The organism is Janthinobacterium agaricidamnosum NBRC 102515 = DSM 9628 (assembly GCF_000723165.1).
In the GTDB taxonomy this organism is placed as follows: domain Bacteria; phylum Pseudomonadota; class Gammaproteobacteria; order Burkholderiales; family Burkholderiaceae_D; genus Janthinobacterium; species Janthinobacterium agaricidamnosum.
Genome location: NZ_HG322949.1, coordinates 139,437 through 159,351 on the forward strand (window position 1 = coordinate 139,437; position 19,915 = coordinate 159,351).

The 19,915-nt window shown below is 57.8% G+C and carries 10 protein-coding genes; 8 read left to right on the forward strand and 2 right to left on the reverse strand.

Annotation, left to right across the window (positions count from 1 at the left end; genetic code table 11):
* The first annotated feature begins 234 nt into the window (after positions 1-234).
* Positions 235-2,106, forward strand: a complete 1,872-nt coding sequence (locus tag GJA_RS00625) for a phosphoenolpyruvate carboxykinase (GTP) (protein WP_038487597.1) — start codon at positions 235-237, stop codon at positions 2,104-2,106.
* Between the two features lie 89 nt (positions 2,107-2,195).
* Here the strand turns inward: GJA_RS00625 and GJA_RS00630 are convergent, their stop codons facing one another.
* Both GJA_RS00630 and uvrA read right to left on the reverse strand, forming a co-directional pair.
* A complete protein-coding gene (locus GJA_RS00630) occupies positions 2,196-3,086 on the reverse strand; it encodes a type 2 periplasmic-binding domain-containing protein (protein WP_081905189.1) in 891 nt (296 codons plus the stop codon).
* A 170-nt stretch (positions 3,087-3,256) separates the two neighbouring features.
* The gene (gene uvrA / locus GJA_RS00635) at positions 3,257-6,109 is read right to left on the reverse strand and encodes an excinuclease ABC subunit UvrA (protein WP_038487600.1); all 2,853 of its coding nucleotides are present in this window, start codon (positions 6,107-6,109) and stop codon (positions 3,257-3,259) included.
* A 550-nt stretch (positions 6,110-6,659) separates the two neighbouring features.
* Between uvrA and ssb the strand changes: the two genes are divergently transcribed.
* The 7 genes from ssb to GJA_RS00670 all read left to right on the forward strand — a co-directional run bounded on the left by ssb (position 6,660) and on the right by GJA_RS00670 (position 19,387).
* Positions 6,660-7,163 (forward strand): single-stranded DNA-binding protein, encoded by a 504-nt coding sequence (gene ssb, locus GJA_RS00640; protein ID WP_038487603.1) that lies wholly within the window; start codon positions 6,660-6,662, stop codon positions 7,161-7,163.
* A gap of 135 nt (positions 7,164-7,298) precedes the next feature.
* Positions 7,299-8,564, forward strand: coding sequence for a tyrosine-type recombinase/integrase (locus tag GJA_RS00645; protein WP_038487606.1), 1,266 nt, complete (start codon positions 7,299-7,301; stop codon positions 8,562-8,564).
* Positions 8,536-10,080, forward strand: a complete 1,545-nt coding sequence (locus GJA_RS00650) for a site-specific integrase (protein WP_038487609.1) — start codon at positions 8,536-8,538, stop codon at positions 10,078-10,080. The genes GJA_RS00645 and GJA_RS00650 overlap by 29 nt, the downstream gene beginning before the upstream one ends.
* The gene (locus GJA_RS00655; protein ID WP_038487612.1) at positions 10,077-12,080 is read left to right on the forward strand and encodes an integrase; all 2,004 of its coding nucleotides are present in this window, start codon (positions 10,077-10,079) and stop codon (positions 12,078-12,080) included. The genes GJA_RS00650 and GJA_RS00655 overlap by 4 nt, the downstream gene beginning before the upstream one ends.
* A complete protein-coding gene (locus GJA_RS00660) occupies positions 12,077-12,511 on the forward strand; it encodes a hypothetical protein (RefSeq protein ID WP_038487615.1) in 435 nt (144 codons plus the stop codon). Before GJA_RS00655 ends, GJA_RS00660 begins: the two co-directional genes overlap by 4 nt.
* A 245-nt stretch (positions 12,512-12,756) precedes the next feature.
* Positions 12,757-13,119 (forward strand): DUF1413 domain-containing protein, encoded by a 363-nt coding sequence (locus tag GJA_RS00665; RefSeq protein ID WP_082771762.1) that lies wholly within the window; start codon positions 12,757-12,759, stop codon positions 13,117-13,119.
* 400 nt (positions 13,120-13,519) lie between these two features.
* Complete coding sequence (locus tag GJA_RS00670) at positions 13,520-19,387, forward strand: ATP-binding protein (protein ID WP_242404412.1); 5,868 nt, start codon at positions 13,520-13,522, stop codon at positions 19,385-19,387.
* Positions 19,388-19,915 lie beyond the last annotated feature (528 nt).

Consider the following 19,915-nt stretch of genomic DNA (forward strand, 5'->3'; position numbering starts at 1 on the left):
TTGACGGGTGTACAATCGCCGGCAATTTTTAGAATTCGAAGTATGAGTTCACGCAACAGGTTCCACCAGCCCGGCCATATCATCGGGGGGAGCGCCCAGCGCGCAAACGACACGACCGCCGTACCGCCGATACCCCATTCGACCCCGAATGGCGACACGCGCAAGCCACAAGCTGACGACGATCCTGCCCTGCCGGAACCGCAGCAGATTTCTTTTATTGGCATTGGAGGTACTATGAATCAGCCCGTGATGGGTGGCGTCGCCACACTCAACGTCCCAGCATATATTAAACAACAGAAACTGATCAATTGGGTCGCGGAAATCGCGGCCCTGACCAAGCCTGAACGCATTTACTGGTGCGACGGTTCGCAGGAAGAATACGACCGCCTGTGCGCCCAGATGGTTGCCAGCGGCACCATGACAAAGCTGAACCAGGAAAAGCGTCCGAATTCCTACCTGGCCTGCTCCGACCCGACCGACGTGGCGCGCGTCGAAGACCGCACCTTCATCTGCACGAGCAACAAGGAAGACGCCGGCCCGACCAATAACTGGACCGCACCGGCCGACATGCGCAACACCCTGAACGGCCTGTTCGACGGCTGCATGAGCGGCCGCACCATGTACGTCGTGCCATTCTCGATGGGTCCGCTGGGTTCGCCGATCGCCCATATCGGCGTGGAACTGTCCGATTCGCCTTACGTCGCCGTCAACATGAAAATCATGACGCGCATGGGCCGCGCCGTCTACGACGTGCTCGGTAGCGACGGCGATTTCGTGCCGTGCGTGCACACCGTCGGCGCGCCGTTGAGCGCCGGCCAGCCCGACGTCAAATGGCCGTGCAATCCGACCAAATACATCGTCCACTTCCCGGAAACCCGCGAAATCTGGTCCTACGGTTCGGGTTACGGCGGCAACGCCTTGCTGGGCAAGAAATGCTTCGCGCTGCGCATCGCATCGAACATGGGTTACCAGGAAGCGCAAGCGCCGGGCAACAAAGCGGGCTGGCTGGCCGAGCACATGCTGATCCTCGGCGTCGAAGCGCCGAACGGCAAGAAACATTACGTCGCAGCAGCCTTCCCATCGGCTTGCGGCAAGACCAACTTCGCCATGCTGATTCCGCCGGCCAGCTTCAACGGCTGGAAAGTGAGCACCATCGGCGACGACATCGCCTGGATCAAGCCGGGCGCCGATGGCCGCCTGTACGCGATCAATCCGGAAGCCGGTTATTTCGGCGTGGCGCCGGGCACCAATGAAAAAACCAATTTCAACTGCATGGCGTCGATGCGTGACAACACCATCTTCACCAACGTCGCGCTGACCGACGACGGCGACGTGTGGTGGGAAGGCTTGACCAAGGAAGCGCCGAGCCACCTGATCGACTGGCAAGGCAAGGACTGGACCCCGGCCAGCGGCACCAGGGCGGCCCATCCGAATGCGCGCTTCACCGTTGCGGCAACCCAGAATCCCGTCATCGACGCGGCCTGGGACGACCCGGCCGGCGTGCCGATCTCGGCCTTCATCTTTGGCGGCCGCCGCTCGACCACGGTGCCGCTGGTGACCGAAGCGCGCAACTGGGTCGAAGGCGTCTACATGGCCGCCACCATGGGTTCCGAAACCACCGCCGCCGCCGCCGGCCAGATGGGCGTGGTGCGCCGCGACCCGTTCGCCATGCTGCCATTCATCGGCTATAACATGAGCGACTACTTCCAGCACTGGCTGGACATCGGCGAGAAAGTCGCCGCGATCAATCCAGCCACGCTGCCGAAGATTTATTGCGTCAACTGGTTCCGCACCGACGAAGCAGGCAAGTTCGTCTGGCCTGGTTTTGGCGACAATATGCGCGTGCTGAAATGGATGCTGGAACGCATAGAAGGCAGCGGCGGCGGTATCGAAAACCTGTTCGGCACCACGCCGGCCTTCGGCGACTTGAACTGGGACGGCTTGCCATTCACGCAGGAACAATTCGACACCATCACCTCGATCGACAAGGCGGCCTGGCGGGAAGAATTGGCATTGCATACCGAGCTGTTTGAAAAGCTGGCATACCATCTGCCGAAAGCATTGGCGGACAACAAGGCCAAGCTGGAAAAACGCCTGGCCGAGTAAGCTGGAGTGACCTCGGAAAACGGCGCGTCGTGCAATAGCATGACGCGCCGTTTTTTCGTCTGTACCCGGTCCGAAATTGCTTTGATTGATTATTTGATGCGCTTCAAGTCATCCAGCGAAAACCATAATTCCTTGCGCGTCACGGGGGTTTCGACCGGCAGCAATGGATTGACGAGTTCGATGACGTGCCGTTTTTCGAGATTGGCATCCTTGATCAGCTTGCCGTAATGCTCGTAAAACAGTTTGTCGAAAGTACCGTCCTCCATCGCGATTTCCAGGCCGCGCCGTATCGTTTCAGCCAGTTTGGTATTTTTGCGGTTGACGAAAAAATAGTCGGCGCTGCGATAATGCAACACCAGGTAGGGATCGATGTCCAGGCCCCGGTAGTGGTCCAGTTCGGCCCAGATTTCCGGCAAGGAGCGCGGCACGTAATCGAGCCGGTCCAGGTTCAGCATGGTGAACAGGCTGTTGTAATGGGCTACCGTCGAGACCAGCAAGCCATTGTCGCGCAAGATGACGGTATCGGGCCAGTCATGGCCTTGGGCAACCCGGAACGGCAGCAAGTCGTGCAAGGTCCTGACGTCGCGCAGGCGTTCGCGCTGGCCAGCCTTGATCAGCAGCAGGCGCCAGCCGACCAAGCCCTTGGTGATCGGTATCCGGATCGGCAATAACTTCTCTTCGCGTTCCTTGGTGGTGACGCCGGCGATGACGTCGAGCTTGCCGTTACCCATGGCCAGTTCCAACACCGAGCGGTTTTGCAGCATGTTCAGCGGATTTCGTTCCACCGTATCGCGGCTGCCGGCTTTCTTGAGCACCAGCCGCAATAAATTGAGGGAATAATTGCCGCGCTCATCGTCGGCCGTTTCCGGACTGGGGAAATACAGCGTCGCCGCCTGGGCGGCATGCAGCACGCCCAGCAATAAGCAGGCCGCGACGACTCCGTACCAGGTAGTGGAGCGGGACCGGCTTTTTTGAAACATCTTGATTCTCCCGCAAAGGTCGTCAAGCTCGCCGCAACTGAGGAACTGAACTCTAGCTGATGGTAAAGTCAGTTAATACCGGCGTCAATATTTCTTTTTATCTATTAAATCAGGCTACTTTTTGCTATTCCCGCCCCGGGCCAGCTTGCCGTGCCCGGGGCGGGCGGCCATTACGCTTGCTTCAGCAGCGGGCCCAGGTATTTACCCGTCACGCTGGCCGGATTCTTCGCCACATCTTCCGGCGAGCCGCTGGCGATGATTTGCCCGCCGCCGGCGCCGCCTTCCGGACCCAGGTCGACGATCCAGTCGGCGGTCTTGATCACGTCCAGGTTGTGCTCGATGATGACCAGCGTGTTGCCCTGGTCGCGCAAGCGGTGGATCACTTTCAATAGCAAGTCGATATCGTGGAAATGCAGGCCGGTGGTCGGCTCATCGAGGATGTACAAGGTGCGGCCGGTATCGCGCTTCGACAATTCCAGCGACAGCTTGACCCGTTGCGCCTCGCCGCCCGACAGCGTGGTCGCGCTCTGGCCCAGCTTGATATAGCCGAGGCCGACATCGAGCAGGGTTTGCAGCTTGCGCGCGATCAGCGGCACCGGCTTGAAGAATACATGCGCCTCTTCCACCGTCATGCCCAGCACTTCGGTGATGTTCTTGCCCTTGTATTGCACTTCCAGGGTCTCGCGGTTGTAACGCTTGCCATGGCACACATCGCAGGGCACATACACGTCCGGCAAGAAATGCATCTCGACCTTGATCACGCCATCGCCCTGGCACGCTTCGCAGCGGCCGCCCTTGACGTTGAACGAGAAACGCCCGGCGCTGTAGCCGCGTTCCTTGGCGGTCGGCACGGTGGCGAACAAATCGCGGATCGGCGTGAACAGGCCGGTATACGTGGCCGGATTCGAGCGCGGCGTGCGGCCGATCGGCGCCTGGTCGACCGAAATCACCTTGTCGAAATGCTCCAGGCCGCTGATCGAATCGTGCGGCGCCGGTTCGGTTTGCGAACCGTACAAATGGCGCGACAAGGCCGGGTACAGCGTGTCGTTGATCAGCGACGATTTACCGGAACCGGACACGCCGGTCACGCAAGTCATCAAGCCGACCGGCAAGTTCAGCGACACGCTTTTCAGGTTGTTGCCGGTGGCGCCGGTAATCACCAGCTGCTTGTCCGGATTGGCGACATGACGCTTCGGCGGCACGCTGATTTTCAGCTTGCCGTTCAAGTATTGCGCGGTCAGCGACTTCTTGTTTTTCAAGATGTCTTGCAAGGTGCCTTCGGCAATGATTTCGCCGCCATGCACACCCGCGCCGACGCCCATGTCGACGATATAGTCGGCGGTGCGGATCGCGTCTTCGTCATGCTCGACCACCAGCACGCTATTGCCGATATCGCGCAAATGCTTCAGCGTTTCGATCAGGCGGTCGTTGTCGCGCTGATGCAGGCCGATCGACGGTTCATCGAGCACATACATGACGCCGGTCAGTCCGGAACCGATTTGCGACGCCAAGCGGATGCGCTGCGCCTCGCCGCCCGACAGGGTGTCGGCGCTGCGGTCCAGCGACAGATAATCGAGGCCGACATTGTTCAGGAATTTCAGGCGCGAAATAATTTCCTTGACGACGCGGTCGGCGATTTCCTTCTTGGCGCCGGTCAGTTTCAGCTTTTCAAAAAACTCCAGCGTATCGCGCAACGGCTTGGCCGCCACTTCGTAAATCGCGCGCTGCTGCTTGCCGGTGCCGACCTTGACGAAACGCGCTTCGACGCGCAAGCGCGCACCGTGGCACGACGGACATTGTTTTTCATTGATGAACTTGGCCAGCTCTTCCTTGACCGCCATCGAATCCGTTTCGCGGTAACGCCGCGCCAGATTGTTGACCACGCCTTCGAAGGTATGTTCCTTGATCACCGTGCGGCCGCGTTCGTTCACATAGGCGAATGGAATCGATTGCTTGCCGGAACCGTACAACACCACTTGCTGCGCACTGGCCGGCAATTGTTCGAACGGAACGTCGAGGTCGAATTCATAAAACGCGGCCAGGTTCGACAGCATCTGGAAATAGAATTGGTTGCGGCGGTCCCAGCCCTTGACGGCGCCGGACGCCAGCGACAGGTTCGGAAAGGCGACGATGCGTTTCGGATCGAAAAATTCGATGTGGCCCAAGCCGTCGCATTCGGGGCAGGCGCCCATCGGATTGTTGAACGAGAACAAGCGCGGTTCCAGTTCTTGCAGCGAATAACCGCAGACATTGCACGCGAACTTGTTCGAGTACACATGTTCCTTGCCGGTATCCATTTCATAGGCGACCGCGCGGCCATCGGCCAGCCGCAATGCCGTCTCGAAACTTTCCGCCAGGCGCTGCTTGATGTCGCCGTTGACCTTGACCCGGTCGATCACCACATCGATCGTGTGTTTCTCGGTTTTTTTGAGCTTCGGCAAGTCATCGACTTCATAAATTTTCGCGTCATGCGTACCGCTTTGCACCCGGAAGCGCACGAAACCCTGGGCTTGCATCTGCTCGAACAAATCGACGTGCTCGCCCTTGCGGTTGGCCACCACCGGCGCCAGTATCATCAACTTGGTGTCTTCCGGCATGGCCAGCACCGCATCGACCATTTGCGACACCGATTGCGCGGCCAGCGCGTTTTCCGGATGATCCGGGCAATACGGCGTACCGACGCGGGCGTACAGCAGGCGCAGGTAATCGTGGATTTCGGTCACCGTGCCGACCGTCGAACGGGGATTGTGCGAAGTCGCTTTTTGTTCGATGGAAATGGCTGGCGACAAACCTTCGATCAGGTCGACATCCGGTTTTTCCATCAACTGCAAGAATTGGCGGGCATAGGCCGACAGCGATTCCACATACCGGCGCTGGCCTTCCGCATATAAAGTATCGAACGCCAGCGACGACTTGCCGGAGCCGGACAAACCGGTGATCACGATCAGCTTGTTGCGGGGAAGGTCGAGATTGATATTTTTGAGATTATGCGTACGAGCGCCGCGGATGCGGATCTGTTCCATGGGGATGCCTTGCTTTCAGTGAGTGGTGCGGGCCGGCGCGCGCAAAACAAGCGATAACGGGGCCAAAACGGGTCAACTTAAGTAATCCCCGGGAAATTATTGTGAATTTATGACGAACAGAACCGGATGCGCCGCAAGGCGCCTGTTGCGACGCAGTGCTAGCACTGCTAGCAGCAGGCAACACAGCAGCGCGCCGGTTATGGAAGTCAGAAATCACAATAATTTATTGGGGGTTACTTAGTACTATAGTCGTGTTTCCATACTTGCGCGTTACACCGTCGGTTTGCACGATGATTGACGTAGCGCGAAGCTATAGCATTTAATACTGTATATAATACCAGTATTTGGCGCAGGCGTTTCTCGCACGTCATAAAAATGTCTGCAAACATCAGGCTGGCAGCGGTGTTGCAGGCGCACGGGGCGTGGTGCGAGGGCGCTCAATGTGCGCACGGCATGGATTAATAAATGACGTGGGCGAGGGTGGCTTGTCATATAATCTTCGTCTAGTAAAAATCCAACCGCGCGCGCCGCAGTTCAACAGGAGTTATTCATGGCATCAGTCAACAAAGTCATCATCGTCGGCAATTTGGGCCGCGATCCGGAAATCCGCTACATGCCAAGCGGCGATGCAATCGCCAACATTGCTGTTGCGACATCGTACAAATCCAAAGACCGCAACACCGGCGAGCAAAAAGAGTTGACGGAATGGCATCGTATCTCGTTTTTCGGCCGCCTGGCTGAAATCGTCGGCCAATACCTGAAAAAAGGTTCGTCGGTCTACGTCGAAGGCCGCCTGCAAACCCGTAAATACACCGACAAGGACGGCGTCGAGAAATACGCGACCGACATCATCGCCGAACAAATGCAAATGCTGGGCGGCCGCCAGGGCATGGGCGGCGATTCGATGGACGACATGGGCGGCGGCAATTCATATGAAAACAGCGCCCCTAGCCGTCCAGCGCCGGCACCACGGCCACAACCGGCGCCAGCGCCACGTCCGGCACCGAAACCGGCGCCGAATTTTTCGGATATGGATGACGATATTCCGTTCTAGTTCGGATAAAGTAGTATTTTTGTTGATTAAAGCCCGTTCTTCGAGAGAAGAGCGGGCTTTTCCTTTACCCACACATTTTTTTGTGGTTCACTTGCTATACGACTGAACTACTACTCAGAAGAAAATGGTGGGTTGATGTCCAAATACACAGCCAAGCGCATTCGTTTTCGAAACGGCGAACGCCACTCCGTTCTGCACATGTCCAATGGACTCCCGGTCCACGAGGTCACCGTATACCTTGATAAATACCGCAGGAAAGGGCGAGCGGCAAACACGATTCACTTCGTCTGCACTAGCTTGGCACTCCTATATGGGGAGCTTGATAGGGCGAAGGTCAACCTGCTCGACCAGTTGGTAGAAGGCCGATTCCTTACAATGCCAGAGCTAAGCCGATTGGCGTCGGCGGTCCAGTATCGAATCGAGGACCTTGAGGAAGCTGAGGGTGACGCAGAAAAGTCCAACGTCATCCACATCGAGCGCATTAGTCTGCGCAGGAAAACCAACGAAATTTCGCGCCGGCCAGTCGATGTTCACACTCAAGCGTCACGCCTCCGTTACATTGCTGACTACCTTGAATTTATAGCCGGGTATGTCGGCGCAACCCTGTCGGGACCCGCACGGAGAGAACTTGAGGCCGATAGCGGCCGGGCGTTGACGGGATTTCGGGAGCACATTCCCCAAGTATCGAGCCGGGCAAAGCTGGACGCCCGTATAGGCCTCAGCTTGAAGGAGCAGGAACGGCTTCTCAGCGTCGTTCATCCAGATTCACAAGAAAACCCTTGGGAAAGGGGCTTCGTACGCCTCCGCAACTGGCTTATCGTTGTACTCCTGCTGGCCACCGGTATGCGACGCGGCGAACTGCTTGGCTTGCAGATTGGAGACCTGCACTCGAGCCAACCAAAATTACGCGTTATCCGCCGCGCCGACGCTACAGAAGACCCTCGCCTTATCCAGCCGAACACAAAGACTAGCGAACGGGAGATTGAGCTCACACCATCCATTATGAAGGCGTTGTGGAGCTACATCAACAAGGAACGCCGAGGCATCAAGGCAGCACGCGCAGTTCCGCAAATTATCGTATCCGATGAAGGGGCGCCCCTGTCCCAAGCGAGCATCGACAAGCTCTTCGCCCAGCTCCGTGAGGCATGCCCAGGGCTGCCAATATCACTGTCCAGCCATGTTATGCGCCATACATGGAACGAACGCTTTTCAGAGCAGGCCGAAGCGATGGGGCTGTCTGAGAGCGTAGAAGAGAAGGCTCGCAATACCCAACAGGGTTGGAGCGACAACTCCAAGATGGCCACTACTTATACGCGCAGACACACCGCCAAGAAGGGGCGTGAAATTTCATTGAAACTCCAAGAACATCTCGATGACAAGCTCACTCGCAAAGACCAATGACTCGGCGACAGGACTCGTCCTTCGTCTGCCTGAAACTGTTTTCACGAAGAGCGGCATCGCTTTTCGGCCAAATGAAGACATTTGGGACTGGACCGATGGACCCTTCCGCATATATCTGAATTTCCGTAAGATTGACTTGCCCGCGACGGTCCCCTGCGAGTCCCTCAAGCACACCCTGCTCGTCTTTGCAAAACGAAATTCGGCAAGCTATTTGACCAACCTTTTCAGTGCGTTCGTCCACTTCCTTGCGCTCCGGGCCGGCTCTCCGCCGCTGAAGTCCGTGAGTGCTGCTGAAGTCTCGAACTACGCTGCGCGTCTTGAGGACCAACAGAAATGGCGTGTGGGCACCTTGAATGTGCTGCTTCAGAAGTGGGTAGCGCTTGGCCTCACTGGCGTCGAGCCTGATTGCGCCCAGTATCTGCGTGAGCGGCGCAAGCCCGGCAATGATAAGGGCGCTGCGGTGCGAACCCGAGACCCGGTAGAGGGGCCTTTCAGTGAGGCTGAGTACAGCGCACTCTACAAGGCGGTGGATGTAGCGTATGGCATGGGAGAGCTACCGCAATGGGTCGCGGTGCTGACGCGGCTGCTGTTCGCGTGCGGCGGACGTATCTCTCAATATGTGTCCCTCAAGGTGATGGACCTGACCGCTAACAATGGTTCATTTGTGCTCAATCTCCCTCAGGCTAAAACACGCGAGGCGCATTCTCGCGTGTCCTTCAAGAAGTTCGACCTGAGTCCGCAAACTGGACGGCTTGTGGTGGAATACATCGAGCACCTAAGGTGTCAAGGCCATGGCCCTGACGCGGCATTTTTTCCTGAGGCTGTCGTGATGAAGTGGGGACCAAGAAAAGAGCGGCGGTCCGAAGGGGACCTCTTCTTCGGCCATTGTGTCCGCGCAAGTCTCTCGACCGTGTTTAGCAATGCTTTGCGCCCGATTGCACCACCCACCGAGCGGCTGCAATTTGAACCAATCCCTGTCTCGACGCGGAGATTCAGGTACACGTACGGTACGCGTCTCGCTGAAGAGGGTGCCAGCAAGGCAATCATCGCCGACCGACTCGGGCACGTGGACCTGCAGAATGTGGACGTCTACTTCGAAGCATCACCCAAGATTGTCGAAAACATCGATAAGGCGATGGACGCGCAGTTGGCGCCCTTGGCACACGCCTTCAGAGGACGCTTGGTGGAGGACGAAGAGCACTCAACTCACAAGGGTGCTCCAGGGAGCCGCATCATCGACTTCCGAATCGCCAAGGCGCCTATCGGCAGTTGCGGCGGCAAGGGACAAGGATGCGCCTTCAACAAGCCGGTTGCTTGTTACACCTGCTTCAAGTTCGAACCGTGGCTTGATGCACCCCACGAGAAGGTGCTCCACCGTTTGCACGCTGAGCGCGAACGCTGGGTGAGCGACGAGCGCTTGGCGGCAATCAACGATGACGCGGTGCGTGCGGTGCAAGAGGTCATGGCTGAATGCGCCCAGGTCCGCGAGCAGCGCAGGCGGGGAGCTTCAGAATGAGCACCCCCGTTCTTCATTTCACTCCTCGCGCGGAACTGGAGCCACAATCCAACCTTGAGGCTTTCATCGAGGTTTGCAAGCAATCTGAGGTATTGAGTGCTTGCCGTCAGTTTGCTTTAAATGTCTGGGATATCGGACATTTCAAGGGCCAAAATAAAGTAAATAGGGCGGTCTTCAGTTCGCTGGAAGCATCGAGCGCATCTCTCCCAGAGCCTGCGATGCCCCAACCATTCCTAGACTTTGCAAAGGCCACGATTGTCTATCTCCACGACAAACGGCCGGTGGTTTCCCAAGCGGTTCGAATCGCTGCGTTGCGATGTCTGGAGGCGGCCTTGCGGGAATGGAGCAAGGGTTCGCGACCTACGGGGGTCAACGTAGAGGTGCTAGATACTGCAGTCGAGCTGGCCAAAAAACAGGCCTCCCCCGCTGTGGCATACAGAGTTGCGGGGCAGTTAGCGTTGATTGCTGAACTTATGAATTCGAAGGGTGTCATCGCGCTTCGGCAGCCCTGGAGTCACGGACTGAAGAAGCCGCAGGAGCTCGGGTCGCGGATTTCAAAAGAGGCCCTCGATGCGCGGCAAGAGAAACTGCCCTCTGCTGCGACATTGCGTGCCTTGGCCGGGATTTTTCAGCAAGCCGTCGATCCGACTGATGTTCTGGTGTCGAGCTACACAGCGGTGATGCTATGTGCACCTGAACGAATCAACGAGGTCGTCCGGCTAAAGCGCAACTGTCTCGTCGAGGGCGATGGCAGGTTCGAGGGAAAACTCGGCCTCAGGTGGGCTGGGTCAAAAGGGGCTGAGGACACAACAAAATGGCTGCCCACGCAGATGGTACCTGTAGCAAGGGAAGCGGTAGACAAGCTCCTCAAGGTAACAGAACCAGCCCATAGAATCGCCGCTTGGTACACCGCGAACCCGACAACGCTGTATCTCCACGATGCAGTTGCCGGCCTTCGCGGCCAAGAGGTGCTCACGCTGGAAGAGTTGGCGTTCGTCCTATGGGGTGATGAGGGCACGCCTGACTCGGCCACGACTTGGGCCAGGACAACGAACAAGCTTACAAGAATTTCGGTGGGTGGTCGGCGGATTGGTTTCCGCTTCAAGGATGTGGAGCGTGCCGTGGTTGCGATGCTACCCGCAACTTTCCCCTACGTCCCTGGTGCACCAGAGCTTCTTTGCGAGGAGGCCATGGCCGTTGCGAGAACTAACGAGACCCAACCCAGGAAGGCGACTTACCTTTGCATGTTCAGCTGCATAGGCTCCAACGTCATTACAAATTCCATTGGCAGGGAGGCGCAAGAGTCCATCTTTGAACGATTTGGCTACACGGAAGATGACGGCTCGCGTATCGAACTCCGGAGTCATAGCCTGCGCCACTACCTCAACATGCTCGCTCAGACGGGCGGACTCAGCAGCGCCGAAATAGCAATTTTTTCGGGCCGCAAAGATGTCAGCCAGAACCGGGCCTATGACCACATGAACTCGGATGAGGTGCAGGCGCCTATCAGCGAGGCACTGAAGGCTGGCTTCATGGCCAATATCGTTCCGATAGGCTCTAGGGACCTGATTGCGCGCAGCGAATTTAATGGAGTCGGTATCGTCGTCGCCCACACCACCGATTATGGCTGGTGCACCCATAACTTTGCGAGCGAGCCCTGCCAGATGTACCGGGACTGCATCAACTGCGAGGAGCAGGAGTGCGTCAAGGGCGAGGAGTACAAGGAAACCAAGCTGCGCCAACTCAAAAATGAGACCGAGTATCTTTTGAATGAGGCCCGGGAAGCCCTAAACGGCGAGGAATATGGCGCCGACACGTGGGTGGAGCATCAGACGAAAACGCTCGAGCGGGTTGATGCTCTTCTGTCCATCATAGACGATCCTGCGGTTCCAGTCGGCGCGCGGGTCCGACTCAACTTGGACAACGCCGCCCTGATTACTGCTGACAACGTCCAGCCCCTCAAGATTTTCAGATTCAACAGGAAAAAGGAGCTGAAATGAAGAAGACTCGCGCCCCCGATTTGACCCAAGAGCGGCTCCAGCTCATTCTCGACACTCTGGATGGCTGGAAGGGTAAGCTCACTTGGAACCTCCTGATTGAGGCTGTGGAGAAGGCCACGGGTATCGCGTACTCGCGGTTCACCTTTGTGGAGTACCCCCAAATAGCGAATGCCTTCTCCCTCAGGAAGGATGCTTTGCGCGGCACATGGAAGCCCGCAGGCAGTGAACCTCGAGATGAACGCGTGCGGGCAGCGCTTGAGCAAGTGGAGCGCTACAGGTTCAAGGTCCAGCGCCTCGAACAGGAGAACCAGCTGCTCCTTGAGCAGTTTGTGACCTGGGCGCACAACGCCGAGCGCAAGGGGGTGACGATGATGATGCTAAACGCCCCGCTGCCCAAGCCACAGCGAGATAGAAGCAAAGGGGTGAAGTGATGAGCAAAGGGGCAGACATCGCCTGCTGATCCTGGGCCATGAGTATCGCCGACCACCAGGATGCGTCATCTGACCTGTTCGCATCTATCTGCGAAGGCGCGCTGCGGCGCGTAGTCCGACACGCCAGGCTGATCGTGTACTCGTCCAATAAATCAATATCAGATGCAATTAATATTCATTGCATCTGATATTGATTGCATGTAAGATGCATTCGTCGACGGGTGCCGTCCCACTGGGAGTTTGATATGAAAAATGTACGTGTCGTGATGTCGGACGAAGCGTATGAACGCCTCAAGTTGAAAGCCAAAACTTCTGGTTGTCCAGGTATCGGGGCCTATCTTTTGAGCAAGGTTGGCGAGCTGACATATGATGCTGAGGCACACAGTATCGCGCGACTTGCGGAACGACGGGCACGTGCCCGTCCTATTGATGGTGAGCCATTCATCCTCAAGAAATTGTTTAGCAAAGACGAATGGGCAGGCTATTCAAAGCCTGCACGGATCGCTGCGGGAAAGGAGTTTTTCGCTAGTGTCGAATGCGGCCTTTTAGAGGGTGTAGTAGAAGGCGGCAAAACAGGTTCCAATCATCAGACGTACCAACGCGTCTGACGCGATACCCAGCCAGGAGCGAACGCCAAACGGTTGTCGGTCACTGGCTGGGTGAAGGGGTATTCGCCATATCAGATCTCCTCGGTTCGGCGGTATGCCTACACCATAGTGGCGCTCGAACACGCAGCTGAAAGATCAACGAGGCCTCTGTGCGTACGCGATTGGAAAGCCCGATGATGCCATTAAGGCTATTAAGCGAGCTACTGAGGCATTTAAGAACTTTGGCTTTACCATACAAAGGTCGTCGGTTCAAATGAGTAATAAGTCTCCTATAGCGGTTCATGCGACGCCCCCGGCCGAAGGAGAGCGACGAGCCCTTCGAGGGTATGTCGGCCAGTATGAGAAAGCTGGCGCAGCCATTTACGCCGCGCTTGAGAGCGATCATCTGCGGTGGGTTGGCGTGGCTGACCGCAGCGCGGGTATCGCTGACGACTTGGTGCTCGGATTTGATGGGTTGGTGGTCGGCCATCAGTTCAAGACGTCCAAGTTTCCAGGCACTTTCACGGTCGAGACGATATTTACCGGGGCGGCCGGCCTGCTGAAGCCCCTGATCCATGCTTGGCAGTGTTTAAGCAAGGACAACCCTGATGCCCGCGTCGAGATCCGTCTGGTCGTGAATGACATTCCATCAGTCAACGACAAGCATGGCGACGCAACACCTTCCCACAGCGCAGCATTCTTGGATGAATTTGAACGTTTTCCCTATCGCTCTTTGCACGAATGGCGGCTCTCCAGCTGGAACCGCCTGGTAGGTCTGCTGCTACGCGCTTCAGGCTTGAGCGAAGCTGAGTTCGAACAGTTCCTGCACAGCCTGCGTGTTGTGCATGGCGCCGCGGCAGAGTTCGTTCAATCTCACAAGCTCAGCGCCGAACAGTCTCGACTGGCCTCGGAGATTGCCAGAACGCTGCCGAAGCTGGTCACTGACGCCAGAGACAAGGACAGGTGGTCCCGAGACGAACTCCTGTTGGAGCTCGGATGGCGGGATCCGACCAAGACACTGCACATCCATAGGTTTCCAGTGGGAGCCTACGTGCAGCGCAATCGTGACACTGAGATCTCCTTGCTGGAGGCGTTGCGTGCCGTCGACCAAGGCTACCTTTCACTCATAGGTCCGCCCGGCTCGGGCAAGTCGACCCTGCTACAGGTAGCGCTGGCCACAGAGCCGAACATCCGCTTGGTGCGATATCTAGCCTATGTGCCGGGCGCTGCTCAGGGCGTGGGACGGGGCGAGGCCGACAGTTTCTTAGAGGACGTCGACACGCAATTGCGCAACGGCGGCTTAATTGGCCTGCGTCTACGCGACAACTCGCTGCACGAGCGCCGGGAACAATTTGGCGCCCTCCTGAGGCAAGCTGGCGAACGCTACGAGCGCGATGGGGTACGCACCATCGTCGTCGTCGATGGACTCGACCACGTACCGCGGGAAGAGCGTCCGACACACTCCTTGCTGGGCGAGTTGCCGCTTCCTGCTGCCATCCCCACTGGAGTCACGTTCGTGCTTGGCACCCAACGCCTGGATCTCGCGCATCTGAAGCCAGCAGTAAAAGAGCAGGCTGAAAAGAGTGAGCGGCTAGTGCTAATGCGGCCTCTCGGTCGCGAAGCGGTTGCGCGAATGGCCGATGCACTTGGCCTTGATCCAGAGATTTCCCGCTTGGACGTGAGCAAACTCAGCCATGGACATCCGCTAGCGACTCGGTACCTGATCCAGGCTCTGTTGGACGCTGACGATGCGGGCCGTAATCATTTACTCGCCGGCGGGATGGCCTTCGATGGGGATATCGAGTCTGTCTACATGTCCGCTTGGCGTGAGATTTCTGGCGACAGCGATGCCATGGATGTGCTGGGTTTCATCGCCAGAGCCGAGGCGCCTATGCAGCTGCAGCTGTTGACCACGGTCGTGGCAGAGCGTGCGATAGAGCGGGCGCTGGTGGTTGCACGCCATCTGCTACGTGAAACATCGCAAGGATGGAGTGTGTTTCACAACAGTTTCCGACTGTTTGTGATCGCTCAGCCGCGGACACGTCTCGGCGGCATCGATGCTGAATACTCCAAACGCGTCTACCGCGATCTCGCTCAGTTGGCCAAGAGCGCGCCGCCAGAATCCTCGCAACGATGGCTTGAACTGCGATACCGCGCTCGCGCGGGTAACCAAGACGATGTGCTGACTTTGGCGACGCCTGATTGCTTCCGGCGGCAACTGGCAGCAGGCCGACAGATATCCGATATCCATACCGATATTCGCCTTTCATTATTTGCCGCCCACTCTACGCACGATGCGACCGTCTTAACGCGACTCTTGCTGTGTCGTGATGAAGTGGGCCGGCGCGAGACCGCGCTGGAGTATGCCGATCGGTTGCCTCTGGCAATGCTGGCTGCCGGCGACATCGATGCCGCCGTCTCCTTCGTGCAGGATTTTCCGACTAGAGGCTACGAAGTTGTAGATGCCCTTCTGGAACGCGGCGATTTCGACCGCGCGAAGGACCTGTTCGAGACCCTTGAGCCGCTGTCACAACTGCACACGTCGAAGTTCCAGCATCACGGTGACCGGCACAACGTCAAGGAGTTCGAGAAGTGGGCTCGGCGTGCCTTCCACTTCCGAGATTCTGAGCAGATCCAACAGTCGATTGACCACCTGGCCACCGAGGGCATGAGGCAGACGCCGGAGGCGGATTACGAAGAGACAATCGCCGATGTAAAACGATACCTTCGGCGAGAGGCCGCGGAGGCCATGCTTCAGCATAATGGGGCAGGCGCTGAAGAACTCTGTGACAAGCTCGGGGTCACTACAGAAGATAGGCCATCGGTGATGGTTCACGCCGGGCTCGCCTCACATGAACGTGGCAACTCTACGCAGGCTCTCGCTTTGTTCGATGCGGCCTATCAGCTGCCCGGATTTGACGAGGTTCCCAACAACCTGCGTCGTTCAGTGGCACTTGTTGCAGTGGCATTAGGCCGCCACGACCTCGCCTCAACCATGTTCGAGAAGCTGGTTGTACCCATGGTTTCAATGGGCGACGACGACACTGATGTCTCGGGACTGGTCGACTTGATAGGCGCGGTGATGCAGCACGCGAGGCTATGCACCTTGCTGGAGAAACCATTGCCGGATGCCACGCTGTCTAAACATCCATCCTGGCAGCCTTTCCAAGAATACGCCTCCAAAGTCGGCATGCTTCTTGCGCGCGTCGCGAAGAATCATTCTTCTGTGTCCGCCGGCGGCGTCCAGATGCTGGCCCGCAACGCAATGAGGTACGTGTTGCGACTCAGTGCGAATGGGGGCGGCGACTCCTATCGCATCCAACAAGCCATGAAGGCGGTGCCGGTGCTCGCTCAGGCCCTTCTCGAGGTCGCCGGCAAATGCGGCGAGTCGGAATACCGTGCTGTCCTTCGAGAGATATCAACTCTGAACGGCACCTGGTACCTCCGGCGGAGGTTGGCTGTCGCGGCGTATCGGATTGACGGAGACCGCGCAGCCGCAATGGCCCGGCTCGATGCTCTCGCGGGCGAGCTTCAGGAAGACACCCCAAGTGAGCAGCTTGACGGGTTGGCTGATTTGGCCATGTCCTTCGCTGCGGTCGGAGATGTTGAGCGCGCAAAGCTTGTGCTGGCCACCGTGCCCGAACAATGTCTCGGGTACGCGCTGCCCCCGAAGAAGGATCCGCAGTACGCCATTTGGCGGGACATCATGGTCCTTGCGAACGGCGTTGACCCGGGGCAACGGGCCCAGCGAGTCTCACTGCTCATGCGTCAGGTCGCAGGCATGACGGAGACGGAAGGGGCATCGGCAGCGCATCGTTTGACGATGTCGCTAATCGATGAGGCGATGCAGGTTGGTCCTCGCTTCGGATTCGACGTATCAAAGTCTCTTGCAGACTGGCAGTTGATCTCTTGGCCCAATCGCGTTGACTTGCTGATGATCGGGATGGTCCGTCGGCGGCCCGAGACCTTTATGGCCTGCGCTACGGTCTGGTGTGGGCTGTGCTTGCCGTTCTACATGGAGCCGTACTACCGTGACCCGTACCACATTGGCGACTTCATTGACGTCGCCGCTGACGCAGCAGGTCCTGGACAAATTGCCGAGCTAGCACAGTTGCTGCTGGACGCGATCGAAGTGGCCAGCCGAGCGCACGAGCGGCTCGCGCTGCTCCAACGCCTTCGTACAGCCGTCGCCAAGCATGGCTTGAGGTCCGCCAAGCTGGACGCCGCTGTGGAGCGCTGGTCGTCGGAAGCACCGGAACCCCGCCGTTCCTATTCGCCGAGCAAGTACGACTCTGAGTCGACTCTTGAGGAGCTCGAGCGCGCTTTCGAGGAGGACGGCGATGAGCTGAACTACAACGCCCCCTACCGCTTTGCGGAGCTGGCTGAGTCCGCGCCTCTCTATCTCGTCCAGCGAATGTATGAGCGCTGGGACAGCCTGCAGTCCGATGCGCGATGCCGTTTCATGCTGGTAAAGCGGCTTGCCGAGGCCGGTGACGTCGAATATGCGAGAAAGCTGGTGCTCGGCTACGAGCAAAGCAAAGATCCATGGAGTTCGTGGAGCCAGTGGATGGGCGGCGGCAAATTCCGCTATTTTGAGGCGCGACGGCTGCTCGACGGCGAGAGCATGCATCCTGCCGCATTTGAGAATCTTGTGGATTCGGTAATCGCCGGCCAGGAGAACACCCAGTCGTTGCTCACTGAGCTTGATTCCATCTTGCCGGTGATCAGTGCGGCTCCCGATTGGCCGGCCATCTGGTCGCTATTGGCAGAGCAGATGGCTTGCACGCGCGAGTTCCAACTCGGCAAACCTTTCGAGTCGGCCACACAGCCCCTCAGCGATGAGGAGGTCGTGGAGGAACTACTGCACTTTGCTCTGCGGCTGCCAGTCACCGAGATTCAACGACACGCACGAAACTGCGCTCTGAAGCTGGCTGTGCAGCCGGACCATGGCGAAGCGGTATTTGAACGAGTCATCCGACGTCTCCTCGGTGGCGACTTGGATGCGCCACTGCAAGCACTTCAGACCCTGCTTGTGGGCAAGCTCGACCGTCTCGCGCCCCTGCTTGGCCCCACCGTGGTCGCACTCGTAAGCCACAGGGATTTAGCGGTGGCGGAGGTTGCTGGGTTGCTGGCCAATCGTTGGGGTATTCCCGTCTCGGTGGATGCACAACCGCTGCCGCTTTTCTACAACCTCGAGCTCGATGGCCCACTGGAGGTAGACCGCGCGTTGATGGACGAAAGAACCGGTGCCATGCGCGTGGAGTCAGAACTCGGATGGACGCAAATGTTGCGCTCTACAGCGCAGGCGCTCGCGAAGGCGGCAGACGTTGACGAGCTGACGATCCGGCGGCGGGCTGCCATGTTCATCCAAAAATGGGGCGGGCTTGAAACGTTCGGGCCACGGGCGATCACGCGCCTTGAAGGTCAGTTGGGCGCACTTGACATGAAGGTCAAGTATCTGAAGCCCCATGCCTTGATTGGCGTGATAGCGCTTCGCCATGTGGCAGGAGAGCTTCGCCAAGCAGGCCTGCTGAAACCCGGTGACATGCCAACCCTCCTGGAGCGCCTGAATGCGCCAACGCCACCTCAACCTCTGTCGCTTTCGCAGGTGCGTCCTGCAGGTGTGCGCCGCCCACTCGTCGCGCGGGACGCCGGCTGGACAGAGGGGGAGAGAACATGGACTAAAGGTGTCGGGGATGACGTTGCCGTTTGGTCAGACCAGCGCGACGAGCATGTCGTGGCAGAGGTTTCACGATTCAAGATCTACAGGCCGCGGCAAGCAGAACTTCTAGTTCACCGTATTCGCGCCCCAGGAGCGTCCATCGATGATGAGACGTTTCATGACTGCTATCAGCAGTTGCCTGCCGCTGTCTGGATAGGCCGGATTGTGCCGCTCGACAACGAATCGGCGTCGACGCTCATCAGAAGGCTAGTCTGTTCAATCGAATTTGGCCTTGACTCGGCGACCTATCCCATAGTGCTCTGCCCTAACTGGTTGCGCCAACTCCAGTGGCGTGCGCAAACAGATGCCCCTGGCGTTTATATCGACGCCAGTGGAGCCATCGTCGCAAGAATTGTTTGGTGGCGCGACGCAGGGCCGGTGGATATCGATGACGATTCAATCTGGGGTGAGGGGTGCTATGTCGCGTTGACCAAAGCGGGTCTGGCCAAATTCAGGGCTACGCGGGGGGAAGTTGTCATCAATGTTTTCGCGAGCCGAGAGGTTCAGAAACCGCGCGACTACGGCGAGAGGTTCTTTGAGACGGCCAAGAATAGCTATTCAATCTGAGCTGCCAACCTGCCTTCGTTGTACAGTCGATGCTGTCCACTTGGCTCACCGCTGGAGTGGGCACGGAGGATCACAATGTTTCTGAGCAGCGCTCTGCACGATGCAGCTTGAGCCTCCGCTATCGCTTGCTGATTCAACCGGTCGATGCAAGATACTGTAGTAGTTTCACGCAGCTGAATTAATGAAAACGCCCCGCTACCCAAGCCACATGGAGATAGAAGTAAAGGGGTGAAGTGATGAATTAATAGGCGAACTAATCTAATGGTACCCAAGCTCAACGCTTCACATCTCCACGGCGCAACTCCTGCTCGGCCGATCTCGCGTCCGATCACGCTGAGTGCTTGCTGCGCAACGACTATCGAGTCTCGATCAAGCAGCAGTGATCGACTATGTTTTGACAGCGGACGACAGAAGCTTGCGCGACCGGCACTGCACCCGATCAGAAAAAATCATTGAAATCCATAAGGCAACCGAACCGCGTAAAGCGCAATATTGCAAAACAGTCATCTCGGCCGCCTCGACTAACTG

What these genes read in the sequence shown, in the direction of transcription:
- GJA_RS00625 (WP_038487597.1), top strand. Translation starts at nt 235, where the DNA reads ATGAATCAGCCCGTGATGGGTGGCGTCGCCACACTCAACGTCCCAGCA.
- GJA_RS00630 (WP_081905189.1), bottom strand. Translation starts at nt 3,086, where the DNA reads ATGTTTCAAAAAAGCCGGTCCCGCTCCACTACCTGGTACGGAGTCGTC.
- uvrA (WP_038487600.1), bottom strand. Translation starts at nt 6,109, where the DNA reads ATGGAACAGATCCGCATCCGCGGCGCTCGTACGCATAATCTCAAAAAT.
- ssb (WP_038487603.1), top strand. Translation starts at nt 6,660, where the DNA reads ATGGCATCAGTCAACAAAGTCATCATCGTCGGCAATTTGGGCCGCGAT.
- GJA_RS00645 (WP_038487606.1), top strand. Translation starts at nt 7,299, where the DNA reads ATGTCCAAATACACAGCCAAGCGCATTCGTTTTCGAAACGGCGAACGC.
- GJA_RS00650 (WP_038487609.1), top strand. Translation starts at nt 8,536, where the DNA reads ATGACAAGCTCACTCGCAAAGACCAATGACTCGGCGACAGGACTCGTC.
- GJA_RS00655 (WP_038487612.1), top strand. Translation starts at nt 10,077, where the DNA reads ATGAGCACCCCCGTTCTTCATTTCACTCCTCGCGCGGAACTGGAGCCA.
- GJA_RS00660 (WP_038487615.1), top strand. Translation starts at nt 12,077, where the DNA reads ATGAAGAAGACTCGCGCCCCCGATTTGACCCAAGAGCGGCTCCAGCTC.
- GJA_RS00665 (WP_082771762.1), top strand. Translation starts at nt 12,757, where the DNA reads ATGAAAAATGTACGTGTCGTGATGTCGGACGAAGCGTATGAACGCCTC.